The organism is Streptomyces hawaiiensis, assembly GCF_004803895.1.
Lineage (GTDB): Bacteria > Actinomycetota > Actinomycetes > Streptomycetales > Streptomycetaceae > Streptomyces > Streptomyces hawaiiensis.
The window spans coordinates 3,052,656-3,066,194 of sequence record NZ_CP021978.1 but is presented as its reverse complement, the minus strand read 5'-3'; the positions used below and the strand labels follow the sequence as shown (position 1 = coordinate 3,066,194).

Annotated in this window: 12 protein-coding genes; 1 reads left to right on the top strand and 11 read right to left on the bottom strand. The window is 70.7% G+C overall.

The features are described 5' to 3' along the window. Positions 1 to 193 precede the first annotated feature (193 nt). Positions 194 to 2,773 (bottom strand): aminopeptidase N, encoded by a 2,580-nt coding sequence (gene pepN, locus CEB94_RS14110; protein ID WP_175432557.1) that lies wholly within the window; start codon positions 2,771 to 2,773, stop codon positions 194 to 196. A 137-nt stretch (positions 2,774 to 2,910) separates the two neighbouring features. Here pepN and CEB94_RS14105 point away from each other — a divergent pair, with 137 nt between their 5' ends. After that, positions 2,911 to 3,549: a mycothiol-dependent nitroreductase Rv2466c family protein gene (locus tag CEB94_RS14105; RefSeq protein ID WP_175432556.1), complete on the top strand. Its 639-nt coding sequence runs from the start codon at positions 2,911 to 2,913 to the stop codon at positions 3,547 to 3,549. A 3-nt stretch (positions 3,550 to 3,552) separates the two neighbouring features. Here the strand turns inward: CEB94_RS14105 and CEB94_RS14100 are convergent, their stop codons facing one another. From CEB94_RS14100 to CEB94_RS14055, 10 genes are read right to left on the bottom strand one after another with little or no spacing between them, the layout of a single operon-like run. Then, positions 3,553 to 3,780 (bottom strand): hypothetical protein, encoded by a 228-nt coding sequence (locus tag CEB94_RS14100; RefSeq protein WP_175432555.1) that lies wholly within the window; start codon positions 3,778 to 3,780, stop codon positions 3,553 to 3,555. After that, positions 3,777 to 4,826, bottom strand: coding sequence for a glycerophosphodiester phosphodiesterase family protein (locus CEB94_RS14095; protein WP_175432554.1), 1,050 nt, complete (start codon positions 4,824 to 4,826; stop codon positions 3,777 to 3,779). The genes CEB94_RS14100 and CEB94_RS14095 overlap by 4 nt, the downstream gene beginning before the upstream one ends. Before the next feature lie 26 nt (positions 4,827 to 4,852). After that, positions 4,853 to 6,277 carry an FGGY-family carbohydrate kinase gene (locus CEB94_RS14090; RefSeq protein WP_175432553.1) on the bottom strand — a complete coding sequence of 475 codons (1,425 nt, stop codon included), beginning with the start codon at positions 6,275 to 6,277 and terminating at the stop codon, positions 4,853 to 4,855. 19 nt (positions 6,278 to 6,296) lie between these two features. Next, complete coding sequence (locus CEB94_RS14085; protein ID WP_175432552.1) at positions 6,297 to 7,328, bottom strand: 2-hydroxyacid dehydrogenase; 1,032 nt, start codon at positions 7,326 to 7,328, stop codon at positions 6,297 to 6,299. Then, complete coding sequence (locus CEB94_RS14080) at positions 7,325 to 8,413, bottom strand: ABC transporter ATP-binding protein (RefSeq protein ID WP_175432551.1); 1,089 nt, start codon at positions 8,411 to 8,413, stop codon at positions 7,325 to 7,327. Before CEB94_RS14080 ends, CEB94_RS14085 begins: the two co-directional genes overlap by 4 nt. Then, positions 8,382 to 9,218, bottom strand: coding sequence for a DeoR/GlpR family DNA-binding transcription regulator (locus CEB94_RS14075; RefSeq protein ID WP_175432550.1), 837 nt, complete (start codon positions 9,216 to 9,218; stop codon positions 8,382 to 8,384). The genes CEB94_RS14080 and CEB94_RS14075 overlap by 32 nt, the downstream gene beginning before the upstream one ends. Then, positions 9,215 to 10,303, bottom strand: a complete 1,089-nt coding sequence (locus tag CEB94_RS14070) for an ABC transporter ATP-binding protein (protein WP_175432549.1) — start codon at positions 10,301 to 10,303, stop codon at positions 9,215 to 9,217. The genes CEB94_RS14075 and CEB94_RS14070 overlap by 4 nt, the downstream gene beginning before the upstream one ends. After that, positions 10,300 to 11,124 (bottom strand): carbohydrate ABC transporter permease, encoded by an 825-nt coding sequence (locus CEB94_RS14065; RefSeq protein WP_175432548.1) that lies wholly within the window; start codon positions 11,122 to 11,124, stop codon positions 10,300 to 10,302. The genes CEB94_RS14070 and CEB94_RS14065 overlap by 4 nt, the downstream gene beginning before the upstream one ends. Continuing rightward, positions 11,121 to 12,005 (bottom strand): carbohydrate ABC transporter permease, encoded by an 885-nt coding sequence (locus CEB94_RS14060; RefSeq protein WP_175432547.1) that lies wholly within the window; start codon positions 12,003 to 12,005, stop codon positions 11,121 to 11,123. The genes CEB94_RS14065 and CEB94_RS14060 overlap by 4 nt, the downstream gene beginning before the upstream one ends. Before the next feature lie 3 nt (positions 12,006 to 12,008). Next, positions 12,009 to 13,430, bottom strand: a complete 1,422-nt coding sequence (locus CEB94_RS14055) for an extracellular solute-binding protein (protein ID WP_175432546.1) — start codon at positions 13,428 to 13,430, stop codon at positions 12,009 to 12,011. Positions 13,431 to 13,539: the final 109 nt, after the last annotated feature.

The following is a 13,539-nucleotide window of genomic DNA, read 5'->3' as shown; positions in this document are numbered from 1 at the left end:
CCGCAATTTCCCGCGCTTCGACCCTCCTTGAACCGCTGTTACAGGTCCGTCGACAAATACGGACAACCCGTCACTAAAGGACGGATGTTCGGATGCCGAAAGCCCCTGGTCCGTTCGGGTGCGGGCCAGGGGTTACGGCTCACGGGGCATTCGTCTCGTAACGAAGGCGGAACGCCCAGATCTCAGGCCAAAGTTACTGGTCGGAGGCCTCGTCGCACGCCTGTCCACGCAACGCCCGTGCCAGATCGTCGCGGGATTCCAGTACCAGCCGGCGCAGCGCCGGGGCCGCCTCCTTGTGGGCGTCCAGCCAGGCGTCCGTGGCGTCCAGCGTCTCCTGCGACTGCTGGAAGATGGGGAACAGGCCCTGCACCACGTGCATGCCGATCTGAATGGACCGCTCGGCCCACACCCGCTCGATCGCCGCGAAGTACTTCTCGGCGTACGGCGCGATCAGCTCCCGCTGCGAGCCCTGGGAGAAGCCCGCGATGGTCGCCTCGACCATGGCGTTGGACAGCGCGTCCGACTCCACGACCTGCGCCCACGCCTGCGCCTTGACCGCCTCCGACGGGCGGGCGGCCAGACAGCGCACCTGGTGGCGCTTGCCGGAGGCCGTGTCGTCCCGGGTCAGCTCCTCGGCCAGCGCCCTGTCGTCCACGGCCCCGTGCGCGGCCAGCGGCTCCAGGAACACCCAGCGCAGCTCCTGGTCCAGGTCGAGGCCCTCGACCGTCGCCGCGCCCGCGAGCAGGTCCCGCAGCAGCTCGAAGTCGGCCTCGGCGGTGGCCGTCCGGGCGAAGAACCGCGCCCAGGCGAGCTGGTGCTCGCTGCCCGGCCCCGCCGCGTACAGCTCGCGCCGCGCGCCCTCGGCGAGCAGCCGGGCGGCCGCCTCGCGCCGGGCGGGCGCCGTGTAGTGCGTGACCGCCGACTCGGCCCACGCGTGCAGCATCTGCACGACGCCGATCTCGGACTCACGCCCGCCGAACCGCAGCACCAGGTCCACGAAGTCCCGCGCCGGGAGCAGCGCGTCCCGCGTCATGTTCCACAATGCCGACCAGCACAGGGCGCGCGCCAGCGGGTCGGTGACCGCACCCAGGCGCTCGCGCAGGGCCGCCAGCGAGGTCTCGTCGAAGCGGATCTTGCAGTAGGTCAGGTCGTCGTCGTTGACCAGGACCAGGTCGGGGGCGTCGGCACCGGCCAGTTCCGCCACGACGGTCCGCGCGCCGTCTACGTCGGTCTCCACGCGCGCGTACCGCTCCAGCGCCCCGCCGTCCGTCACCCGGTACAGGCCCACCGCCACCCGGTGCGGCCGCAGTTCGGGATGCGACTCGGCCGCCTCCTGCACCACCGCCAGCTCCTCGACGCGGCCGTCCGCGCCCAGCAGCACCTGCGGTGTCAGCGAGTTCACCCCGGCCGTCTGGAGCCAGGACCGCGACCAGGCGCTCATGTCCCGGCCGCCGGTCTCCTCCAGCACCGACAGCAGGTCACCGAGGCGCGTGTTGCCGTACGCGTGCCGCTTGAAGTAGCGCCGGGCGCCCTCCAGGAACGCCTCCTCGCCGACGTACGCCACGAGCTGCTTCAGCACCGACGCGCCCTTGGCGTACGTGATGCCGTCGAAGTTCAGCTTGGCGTCCTGCAGGTCGCGGATGTCCGCCGTGATCGGGTGCGTGGAGGGCAGCTGGTCGGCGCGGTAGGCCCAGGCCTTGCGGCGGTTGGCGAAGGTGATCCAGCCGTTGGCGAAGCGGGTGGCGCCGACGAGCGCGAACGCGCCCATGAAGTCCGCGAAGGACTCCTTCAGCCACAGGTCGTCCCACCACTCCATGGTGACCAGGTCGCCGAACCACATGTGCGCCATTTCGTGCAGGATGACGTTGGCCCGGCCCTCGTAGGACGCCTGCGTCACCTTCCCGCGGAAGATGAACTCCTCCCGGAACGTCACCAGGCCCGGGTTCTCCATCGCGCCCAGGTTGTACTCGGGCACGAACGCCTGGTCGTACTTCCCGAACGGGTAGGGGTAGTCGAAGTGGTCGTGGAAGAAGTCCAGGCCCTGCTTGGTGACGAGGAACACGTCGTCGGCGTCGAAGTAGGGCGCCAGGCCCTTGCGGCACAGGGCGCCGAGGGGGATCTCCAGGGTCGTGCCGTCGGCGAACGTACGGGAGTAGGAGTCCGTCACGTAGTGGTACGGGCCCGCCACCACACAGGTGATGTACGTCGAGATCGGCTTGGTCTCGGCGAACCGCCACACCCCGTCGGCCTGCTCACCGGCCCCGTTGCTCCACACCGTCCAGCCCTCGGGGGCCCGCACCTCGAACCGGTAGGGAGCCTTCAGGTCGGGCTGCTCGAAGTTGGCGAAGACCCGCCGCGCGTCGGCCGGCTCGTACTGCGTGTACAGGTACACCTCGCCGTCCTCAGGGTCGACGAAGCGGTGCAGGCCCTCGCCGGTGCGGGAGTAGGCGCACCGGGCGTCCACGACGAGCTCGTTGTCGGCGGCCAGGTCCTCCAGCGTGATCCGGGAGCCGTCGAAGACCTCGCCGGGGTCCAGATCACGGCCGTTGAGTGAGACGGCCGTCACACTCGGCGCGATCAGATCCGCGAAGGTGCTCGCCCCGGGCTCGTTGCAGCGGAAGCGGACCGTCGTGACGGAGCGGAAGGTGCGGGGCCCGTCCCCTCGGTCCTCGCCGACCGCGGACCGCAGGTCGAGGGACACCTCGTACCCGTCGACGCTCAGCAGGGCGGCCCGCTCGCGGGCCTCGTCGCGGGACAGATTCTCACCGGGCACGGGCGGCACTCCTCGGATGTCGTGGGGTACGGCTGAACAGGACCGATCCTGCCACGTGCACCTGACACCGGGCAGCCGGGAATGACGGGAACGCGTACCGGCGTTGCCGGAGAAACGGTTTCCTCCTGAGGAGAGACATGTCGGACAAGACCCCCGTCGATTTCTGGTTCGACCCGCTGTGCCCCTGGGCCTGGATGACCTCCCGTTGGGTGCTGGAGGTGGAGAAGGTCAGGGACATCGAGGTTCGCTGGCATGTCATGAGCCTCGCCGTGCTCAACGAGAACAGGCTGGACGAACTGCCCGAGGAATACCGCGAGATGCTGGAGACCAAGGCGTGGGGCCCCGTCCGGGTCGTCATAGCCGCGCGGCAGGAGCACGGCCCCGCGGTCCTCGGCGACTTCTACACCGCGCTCGGTACCCGCATCCACAACCAGGCCGAGGGTCCCGGCAAGGAGACGGTCGCCGCCGCCCTGAAGGACGTGGGCCTGCCCGAGTCCCTCCTGGAGCACTGGGACTCCACCCCGTACGAGGCGGAGCTGCGCGCCTCCCACAAGGAGGGCATCGACAAGGTCGGCCAGGACGTCGGCACCCCGGTCATCGCCGTGCCCGGCTCGGACGGCGAGCAGATCGCCTTCTTCGGCCCGGTCGTCACCCCGGCCCCGCAGGGCGAGGAGGCCGGCCGCCTCTGGGACGGCACCCTCGCCGTGGCCTCGGTCCCCGGCTTCTACGAGATCAAGCGCACCCGCACCAAGGGCCCGGACTTCTCCAACCTGTAGGTCTCACCCGGCCGGGGCGGCCTGGATCTTGAGTTCCTCCGGGAGCAGGCCGTCCTCGCCGCGGTTGAGATAGCGCTGGTACCACCGGCAGCCGGCCGCGGTGCAGCGCCAGTAGTCGTCCACGAAGTGACCGTCCCCCTTCTCCGCCCGGACCACCGCCCGCTCGGCGGCGTTGAACATCCGGAACTCCTGCATGGTGCCGCAGGTCCGGCACGCCCGGCTCACCGTCATCCGCTCCTCCTCGCCATCACCGCCAGGTCCGGGAAGTCGGTTACGACCGCATCGACCCCCATGCGGTAGTACAGCGTGTATTCGGCGAACGCGTCCCCGAAATCGTTCGCTCCACTCCCGCGCCGGAACCGCGCCGGCAGGAACTGGTTCTCCGCGCGGAAGGTGTACGGCCCGATCCGCAGCCCCGCCGCGTGCGCGTCCGCGACGAGCGACGTGCCGGCGACGGAGGACTTGTCCGGCCCGATCCAGTCCGCGTACGTGGCGATCCGCGCCAGTCCCGCCGGGCTCATCATGTCCTCGTACGTCGTCGGATCACCGGCCGTGACCAGGTCGTAGGGCCCGCCCGTCGTCCCCAGCGCCTGCCACAGCGGCACCCCCAGCCGCTCCGCCGCGATCCGCCGCAGGCTCGTCGGCTCGAACGACTGCACCACGCACTCGCGCCGCCCGAGCCGGTTCCGGCGGATCGCGGCCGCCAGCCTCGGCTCCAACGGCAGGCCGAGGGAGCGGAAGTACGTGGGGTGCTTGGTCTCCGGGAAGACCGCGATCGTCCGGCCGTGTTCCCGCGACAGCCGCCGCGCCAGGTCCACGACCTCCTGGAAGGTCATGACCTCCTCGCGCCCGTCGAAGACGGTGTTGCGGTTGCGGACCGCGGGCAGCCGCTCCACCGCCCGCAGGGTCTTCAGTTCGGCCAGCGTGAAGTCCTCCGTGAACCAGCCGGTCACCGGCCGGCCGTCGACCGTCTTCGCCGTACGGCGGTCCGCGAACTCCGGGTGGCGGGACACGTCGGTCGTCTGGGAGATCTCGTTCTCGTGCCGGACCACCAGCACGTGGTCCTTCGTCGGCACCAGGTCCGGTTCGATCCAGTCGGCGCCCGTCTGCACGGCGTACGTGTACGAGGCCGCCGTGTGCTCCGGGCGCCAGCCGGCCGCGCCGCGGTGGCCGATGACGACCGGACCGCCATCCTTGCGGGGCTGGGCCGCCGCCGTGGTGGCCGTGGCGGTCCCCGCGGCCGCCGCGAGCAGGAGGGATCTCCGTCCGAGCTGCATGCAACTCCCCTTTGTCGAAGGCGGGTTCACTGACGTGCCTGGTCCCTGGCCCGGGTCAGCCGGTCCAGGTGCTCCTGGTAGCCCCTGGTGTGGAACGCCACCCGGTCCGGGTCCGGCTCGACGACCGCCGTCGGTGCCGTCCACGCCTCCGCGTCCAGCGGCACCCCGTACCGCCCGGCCGCCGCCAGGACCGCCCCCCGCGCGCCCACCTCGCCCTCGACGACCCGCAGCGGCCGCCCGAGCACATCGGCCAGCAGCCGCATCCAGGCGGCACTGCGGGTGCCGCCGCCGCAGACGGCCAGGTTCCCGGTGAGGCCCGCCGCCTCCAGGCAGTGCCGGGCCGCGTACCCGATGCCCTCGCAGGTGGCGCGGACCAGATCGCCCCGGGTCGACTCCAGGGAGACACCGGTGAGTTCGGCACGCAGCCGCGGTTCGACGAAGGGGGCCCGTTCGCCGGAGGGCGCGAAGTACGGCAGCACCCGGACACCGTGCGCGCCCGGCGGCGTCCCGGCCAGCAGGCCGTCCACCTCGTCGTGCCGCACGCCGGTCGTCGACAGCACCCAGTCCAGCGCCGCCGTGCCGACCATGGCGGGCATGGCGCGCAGCCAGTGCCCGGGCCGGTCGGTGGAGATGTACAGGCCCGCCGGTTCCCCGGTCAGATCGAGCTCGGTGGTGGCGACCAGGCTGGCCAGACACGTGCCGACGATCAGCAGGCCGTCCCCCGGGGACGTCACCCCGGCGCCCAGCGCGCAGGCCGGCAGATCGTACGGCCCGTTCGCGATCCGGGTCCCGGACGGCAGGCCCTCGCCCAGGGTCTCGGCGGTCGCGACCGGGTCGCTGACCGGGGCGAGCAGACCCCGGTGGTGCGCCAGCCCCAGCAGTTCGACGACCCGGTTGTCGTAGCTTCGGGTCCGCGGGTCCAGGAACGGCATCGACGCGTCCGACACATCCGTCGCCGGACCGGCTCCCGTCAGCCGCTGGAACACCATGTCCTTGCAGTACAGGGCGGCCTTCGCGGCGTCCAGCGCCTTCGGTTCGTGACGGTCGAGCCACGCCAGCAGCGGGCCCGGGCAGCCCGGGAACATCGCGCTGCCCGTCCGCCGGAACACCGTCTCGAACGTGCCGTCCGCCAGCCACCGGTCGACCAGGTCGTGCGCCCGCCCGTCCATCCAGGAGGCGGCGGGGCGTACCGGCCTGCCCTCGCCGTCGACCAGCCACACCCCGTCGCCCTGCCCCGTGAGCCCGGCCAGCTCGACCGGCTCCGGTACCCGTCCGGTGACCTCCCCGAGCACGGCGACGACCGCCCCGTACACCTCCTCCATGTCCTGCTCGACGACTCCGCCGTGCAGGGAGAGGTCCACCGGGCGGGAGGCCACGGCCAGTTCACGGCCCATGGCGTCGAACGCCGCCGCCTTGACCATGGACGTGCCCACATCGATACCGACGTACATGCGGCTCTCCTCCCGGTCCTCAGGTCAGACAGTGCGCGAGCGGCTCCCCGCGCACCCAGCGGCCCACCTCTTCGGCGGCGATCCGGGCGGCCTTCTCCGCGACCGCGCGCGACGCCCCGCCCAGGTGGGGGGTGAGGACCACGCGGTCGGCCAGTGCCAGGAGCCGGGACTCCGCCGGCAGCGGCTCCCGCTCGTACGTGTCGAGCGCCGCCGCCGACACCCGGCCGCTCTCCAGCGCGTCGCACAGCGCGCCCTCGTCCAGCAGCGGACCCCGGGCCACGTTCACCACCACCGCGCCGGACGGCAGCAGCCCCAGCTCGCGGGCGCCGATCAGTCCCCGCGTCTCGGGCGTGAGCCGGGCGTGCAGGGTGATCACCCGGGAGCGGCGCAGGAGATCGTCGAGCGAGGTCACGCGCAGGCCGTGGATCTCGCCGTGCACATACGGGTCGTAGACCATCACCCGCGCCCCGAACGCGCACAGCACGCGCGCGACCCGGCTGCCGACGGCCCCGTACCCGACCAGCCCGACGGGCAGGTCCTCCAGCTCCAGTCCGCTCTGCTCGTACGTGTAGTACGTCGCCCCCTCCCAGCTGCCCTGCCCGGCGAGCGGGGCGTGCGCCTGGGGGATGCGGCGCAGGGCCGACAGCATCAGGCCGACGGTGAACTCGGCCGTGGCGGCGGCGTTGCGGCCCGGCGCGAAGCACACCCGCACGTCACGGTTCTTCGCCGCGTCGAGGTTGACGTTGACCGGCCCGCCCCGGCAGACCACGACCAGCTTCAGATCCGGGCAGGCGGCGAGGACCCTCTCCGTCACCGGCCCCATCTGCGTGACGAGGACCTCCGCCCCGGCCAGCGCCTCGATCATCCGGTCCTCGGCGTCACTGGCCTCCTGCACCTCGGCGACCGGCCCGAACGGCTCCAGCGGCCAGCCGAGTCGCAGTTCCTCGACGTCCGCCCGCTCCACCTCGTGCCGCACCGCCCGCGTGATCAGCGAGGGCAGGACGAAGTGGTCGCCGGCGGCCACCACCCGCACACTGTTTCCGGAGGTCATCGCAGGGATTCTCCTGTCTCGGCGTCGAAGACACGGGTGTGCCCGGGGTCGGCGGCGACCCGGACCCGCTCGTCGTGGGCGAGCCGCACCTCGGGGTCGGTGAGGACGACCAGATGCCGTTCGACCCCGTCCAGCGCGAGGGTCGCCAGGCCCGACTCAAGGAGCGGTTCATGGGCGACGACCCGGGCGGACAGGCCGCCTTCGGCGGTGAGCCGGACGTCCTCGGGGCGGATCCCGACCACCACCTCACGACCCCGCTCCACCGGTACGGGCAGCGCGACGCGCACCGTGTCGGAAAGCCGGGCGTGACCGTCGCCGCCGGAGATGCCGGGCAACAGGGTGATCGCGGGCTCGCCGACGAAGTCCGCGACGAAGACGTTGGCCGGGTGGTCGTAGATCTCGTAGGGGGTGCCGAGCTGCTGGATGACGCCGTCCTTCATCACGGCGATCCGGTCGGCGAGGGAGAGGGCCTCCTCCTGGTCGTGGGTGACCAGGATGGTGGTGTGGCCCAGGTCCTTCTGGATGCGCTTGAGTTCACGGCGGGTCGTGTCGCGCTGGGCCGCGTCCAGGTGGGAGAGGGGCTCGTCGAGGAGCAGCACGTCGGGCTCCCGGATCAGGGCCCGGGCCAGGGAGACCCGCTGCTTCTGGCCGCTGGAGAGACCCGCCGGGCGGGCGTCCAGGAGGTCGGTCAGGCCGACCCGCTCAGCGATCTCCTTCACCTTGCGCTCGACATCGCCCCGGGCCGCCCTCCTGCGGGCCTTCAGCCCGAACGCCAGGTTCTCCGCGACCGACAGCGGCGGATACAGCGCGTAGTTCTCGAACGCCACCCCGATGTTCCGCCGCTGGGCGGGCCGTTCGACGACCGACGCCCCGCCGACCAGGATGTCCCCGCCGGTCACCGCCTCCAGCCCGGCGATCATGCGCAGCGTGGTCGACTTGCCGCAGCCGGAGGGGCCGAGGAGCCCGAGCAGCTCCCCGGAACCGAGGCTCAGGTCGATGCCGCGTACGGCGTCCACCGGAGGCCGCCCCCGCGACCGATAGGTCTTACGCAGTTCACGTAGCTCCAGTCCCGTTCCGCTCGCCATGGCCGCCCTTCGTCGCGCAAACCTCGTAACGGACCTTGTGCTCGTCCAGATCCCGCAGTGCCTCCGGCGACGCCCCGTCGTCCACGAGGAGCGTGTCGAAACGGGCCAGCGGGACGACCCGGTGCAGGGCGACCCGGCCGAGCTTGGTGTGGTCGATCAACAGGACGTTCCGTGCCGCCGCGTCGAGCATCGCCCGCTTCACGGACACGATGTGCTGCTCCTGGTGGTAGGCGTAACCCCCGTGCACGGCCGACGTCGACGCGAAGCACACGTCCACCCGGAGCTGCTCGACCGCCTCCACGCACGACACCCCGAGGAACGAGGAGTGCAGCGGGTCGTAGTCGCCGCCGAGCGCCATCAGGTGGATGCCCCGCTGGTCGGAGAGGAGGTTGATCGCCTCCAGGAAGTTGGTGACGACCGTCAGGGGCGTCACCTCGGCCGTGCGCAGCCGCCTGGCTATCTCCAGCGTGGACGTGGAGTCGTCCAGCAGGATCGCCATCCCGGGCTCCACCATCCGCAGCGCGTGCTCGGCGACGGCGGCCTTCTGAGCCCGCATGGTCTTCAGCCGGTACTGCACGTTCGACTCGAAGACCCCCGACGGCTGCGCGGTCACCCCGCCCCGGAACTTCCGTACGATGCCCTGCCGTTCGAGCTCGTCCAGGTCCCGGTGGATGGTCATCAGGCTCACCCCGAACCGCTCGGCGAGTTCCGCCGCCGTCGCCGTACCGTCGGCCAGCACAAGCTCGGCCATCGCGGCCTGCCGCGCCGCCGGCCCCTGCTGTCCAGCACTGCTGTTGCTGCTCATGGCTGTGTCTCTATCCGTCGTCCCGGTCGCTCCGGCCGGTCGGCCTCGAACAGCAGCAGGTTCTCAGGCCGGACCACGAGCCGTACCGGATCGTCCGGACGAAGGCGCGCCGCGTCCGCCCGGGGGACCACCAGCGACACCCGCTGCTCCCCGGTCCCGAGCCGGACGGTGACCTCGACGGACCGGCCGAGCACCTCGGTGACGTACACGGTCCCCGTCAGCTCGTGGCCCTCGCCCTGCAGGGCGATGTCCCGGGGGCGCAGACCGACGAGGACGTCCGTGCCCGGCGCGGCCTGCGCCCGCACCGGCAGGTCCACACCGCCGTCCGAGCGCACCCCGCTCTCCGTCACCACCCCCGGCAGCAGGTTGATCCGGGGCCGCCCGAAGGCCCGCGCGACCTCCGTGTCGTACGGCTGGTACCAGATCTCCTCCCGGGTGCCCGTCTGCGTGATCCGGCCCTCCCGGATGACCCCGATCCGGTCGCCGAGCGCCAGCGCCTCGACCGAGTCGTGGGTGACATAGAGGGTGGTGGTGTGCTGCACGGCCCCGATGGCCTTCAGCTCGGCCCGCATCTGCTGGCGGAGTTTGGCGTCGAGGTGGGAGAGCGGCTCGTCGAGAAGGAAGGCCCGGGCCGGGCGGACCAGGACCCGTCCGAGGGCGACGCGCTGCCGCTGGCCGTTGGACAGCTGCCCGACCGGCCGGTCCAGCAGCCCGGAGATGCCGAGCAGTTCGGCGACCGCGCCGATCCGCTGCCGGGCCTCGGCGGCGGGCAGCCGGTGCCGGGGCGAGCGCAGCGGCGAGGCCAGGTTGTCGTAGGCAGAGCGGTGCGGGTAGAGGGCGTAGCTCTCGAAGCACATCGCCACGCCCCGGTCGTAGGGTTCGACACCCCGCATGTCCTTGCCGTCGAGCGCGACCGTGCCGGTGTCGGGCGGTTCGAGCCCGGCGACGGTCTTCAGGGTGGTGGTCTTGCCCGCGCCGGACGGCCCGAGCAGGCAGAAGAACTCACCCTCTTCCACCTCCAGTTCGAGCCCGTCGAGCGCGACGGTCCTGCCGTACGCCTTGCGTATCCCGCTCAGCCGGATCACGACTTCACCGCCCCGAACGACAGGCCCCGCACCAGGTAGCGCTGGATCGTCAGCGCCAGCAGCAGCGGCGGTACGACGGACACCAGCGCGGCGGCGGCCGTCAGGTTGTACTTCGGCCGGTCCCCGCCGAGGAACGACAGCGCGCCCACGGTCACGGTCTGGGCCTCGTTGGAGGTGAGGATCAGCGGGAAGACGAAGTTGTTCCAGGCGAAGATGAACGCCAGCAGCGACACGGCCGCGATGCCCGGCTTGACCAGCGGCAGGGCGACCTTGAAGAACGCCTGCTTGCGGGTGTAGCCGTCGAGCAGGGCGGCCTGCTCCAGCTCCGGTGTCAGATCGGCGAAGTAGGACCGCATGATCCACACGATCAACGGCAGCGTCACCAGTTGCAGCACCCAGACCATGCCGACGTACGTGTCGAACAGACCGAGCTTCTGGTACAGCACGAACAGCGGGATGATGACGGTCAGTTCGGGTGCGAAGCGGAACGACAGCAGCGTGAACATCAGGTTCTCCGAGCCCTTGAACCGCCACCGCGCCGAGGCGTACGCCGCCGGCAGCCCCACCACCAGCGACAGCACGACCGCCCCCACCGACACCACCAGGCTGTTGACGAAGAACCGCACGAACGGGATGCCCTCGCTGTCGCCGAGGACCGTCCGGTAGCCGTCGAGGGTGGGGGAGAAGGAGAAGTAGGTGGAGAAGAGCTGGTCGGTCGGCTTCAGCGACAGGATCACCATCCAGGCGATCGGGAACAGCGCGAAGACGAAGTAGAGGACGAGGGCGGCGTCGCACAACCACCCCACCAGGCGTTTCCTCATGTGGTCACCTCCGCGGCCTTCCGCTGGATCTTCCCCAGGTGCTTCACCAGCACCATCGCGGCCAGGTACACCACCGCCCACAGCACGATCGTGTAGGAGATGCCGAAGGAGTAGCGCTGGAAGCGGATGGCTTCCAGGTACGCCCGGATCTGGAGGACGACGGTCGAGTCACCCGGCCCGCCTTCCGTCAGGGCGTAGATGATGTCGAACACCTTCAGCGAGTCCATGAACCGGAAGATCACCGCGACCAGGACGTAGGGCCACAGCATCGGCAGGGTCAGCCGGCGGAAGGTGTACCACCACCCCGCGCCGTCCACGGCCGCCGCCTCAAACGGGGAGGTGGGCAGCGACCGCAGACCGGCCAGGGCGAGGATCGCCACGAACGGGGTGTACACCCACACGTCCACGGCGATCGACGACAGCAGGGCGCCCGTCGGAGTGTCGGTCCACTGCACCCCGCCCAGACCGAAGGGCCTGAGCAGGTAGTTCACGACCCCCACCGATGGCTGGAGCATCAGCTTCCAGATGATCGCCGCGATCACCGGGGCGATCATCAACGGAAGGATCAGGATCTTCTCCAGGATCCGGCCGATCAGGGTCGCGCGGTGCAGCAGCAAGGCGACGGCCACACCGAGCACGCTCTCGGTGAGGGCCGCCCCGACCGCGTACAGCACCGTCACCCACGCCGAGTTCCAGAACGCCTTCTGTGTGAAGACGGCTCTGTAGTTCTCGAACCCCACCATGTCCGGCTGCGGTTTGCTCGCCGAGAAGTCGAACAGCGTGTAGTACAGCCCGAGCCCGAAGGGGTACAGGATCCCGCAGGTCAGCAGCAGGGCCGGGACGATCAGGACGTACGGGCGCAGGGTGAGCCGCCACCCCATCGGCTAGCCCACCTTGCCGGCGAGGTCGTCCGCCAGCCCGTCCAGGACCGACTTCGCGCCCTCGCCGCCGTAGATCTCCTGGAGGGCCGCCGCCCAGCTGGTCGTCGCGTCGAAGAACTGCGCCTGCGGGGTGAACTGGATCTTCGTCTGGTCGACGACCGTCTCGAAGGTCTCCAGGAAGCCCGGCAGATGCCTCATCTTGTCCTTGTACGCGGCGTCCTCGGCGACCGACTTGCGCACCGGGTCGATGTGGTTGTGCGTGATGGCGCTCTTGCGCAGGTGCTCCTTGCCGGTGGCCCACTGGAGGAACAGCCAACTGGCGCTCTTCTTCTTGCTCTTGGCGTTCATGCCGAGCGACCAGATCCACATGTTGGTGGCGAGCGACCCGTCCGGCCCCTCCGGCCCCGGGTGGAAGGCGATCTTCCCGGAGGCGGGGCTCGCGCCCTTCACCGCCTGGAAGTAGGCGGCCGTGTCGGCGTCGAACAGCATCCCGGCCTTCTTCGCGCCCAGGTCGCTGGAGCACTGGTACCAGGTGTACGACGTCCACGACGGCGGCCCGCCCCGCTTGACCATCCGGGCCCATTCCTCCGTGAAGGCCACGGCCTCGGGGCTGTTCATGGCCGGGGTGAGCTTCCCGCCGTCGACCGTGAAGTCCTTCAGCCCGTTGCGGGCGTACATCGTCATGAAGCCCGGGTGGATGGTGGCCCAGCTCCGGGAACCGCGCACGGCGATCCCGTACATGCCGTCGAAGCCCGCGCCCGGCGCCTTGCGCTTGATGGTCCCGGCGAGCTCGGTCAGTTCGTCGAAGGACTCGGCCGGTTTCAGGCCGAGCCTGCCGAACACCTCGGTGTTGTAGGCGACGACGTTGGTCTCCCAGCCCCAGGGCAGCGCGTACTGCCCGCCCTGCCCGAGCGGCGCGCCCGCCTTCAGCGACCACTGGTCGGCCTGGAGCAGGTTGGGGAAGAAGTCCGCCTGGTCCCATTCGGCACCCGTGGCCGAGGAGTTGCGCATCCAGGGGCCGAGGTCCTCCAGCCAGCCCGGCGGCCCGTACTGCCACACCATGTACGCGCCGAGCATGAAGACGTCGTAGGAGGCACGCCCGCTGGACAGGTCCACGGTGAGCTTGTCGAAGTAGTTGTCCTCGGGGAAGACGTCGTACTCGACCTCGATGCCGGTCCGCTCGGTGAAGGACTTCAGGTCGGCGATGAGCGCGTCCGTGTACGGGTGCTTGTTGAGCAGCGCCTTGACGGTGGTGCCCTTCTCCCGCTTCCAGTCGAAGGAACCGGTGACGTCGTCCGCCGCGGAACCGTCGCTCTTGTCGTCGTTCCCGCCGAAACCGGCACCGCAGGCAGTGAGCAGCGGGGCGGCGGCCGCAGCGGCGGCGAGGGCGAGGAAGCGCCGGCGGTCGTGCACGTGCGTGTTCATCCGTACCTCCGCGGGGAGCCTGGCTAACACGTCGAGTCGACTCGTTAACAGAGGGTGGAACGGCTGAAGTTAGGCGTCAATCCCTCGCGCACGGGAAAATATCGGGGCA

Coding starts and splice junctions, on each gene's coding strand:
- CEB94_RS14080 (WP_175432551.1), bottom strand. CDS start 8,413: ATGGCGAGCGGAACGGGACTGGAGCTACGTGAACTGCGTAAGACCTAT.
- CEB94_RS14100 (WP_175432555.1), bottom strand. CDS start 3,780: ATGACGGTGAGCCGGGCGTGCCGGACCTGCGGCACCATGCAGGAGTTC.
- CEB94_RS14095 (WP_175432554.1), bottom strand. CDS start 4,826: ATGCAGCTCGGACGGAGATCCCTCCTGCTCGCGGCGGCCGCGGGGACC.
- CEB94_RS14065 (WP_175432548.1), bottom strand. CDS start 11,124: ATGAGGAAACGCCTGGTGGGGTGGTTGTGCGACGCCGCCCTCGTCCTC.
- CEB94_RS14075 (WP_175432550.1), bottom strand. CDS start 9,218: ATGAGCAGCAACAGCAGTGCTGGACAGCAGGGGCCGGCGGCGCGGCAG.
- CEB94_RS14055 (WP_175432546.1), bottom strand. CDS start 13,430: ATGAACACGCACGTGCACGACCGCCGGCGCTTCCTCGCCCTCGCCGCC.
- CEB94_RS14085 (WP_175432552.1), bottom strand. CDS start 7,328: ATGACCTCCGGAAACAGTGTGCGGGTGGTGGCCGCCGGCGACCACTTC.
- CEB94_RS14090 (WP_175432553.1), bottom strand. CDS start 6,277: ATGTACGTCGGTATCGATGTGGGCACGTCCATGGTCAAGGCGGCGGCG.
- CEB94_RS14105 (WP_175432556.1), top strand. CDS start 2,911: ATGTCGGACAAGACCCCCGTCGATTTCTGGTTCGACCCGCTGTGCCCC.
- CEB94_RS14060 (WP_175432547.1), bottom strand. CDS start 12,005: ATGGGGTGGCGGCTCACCCTGCGCCCGTACGTCCTGATCGTCCCGGCC.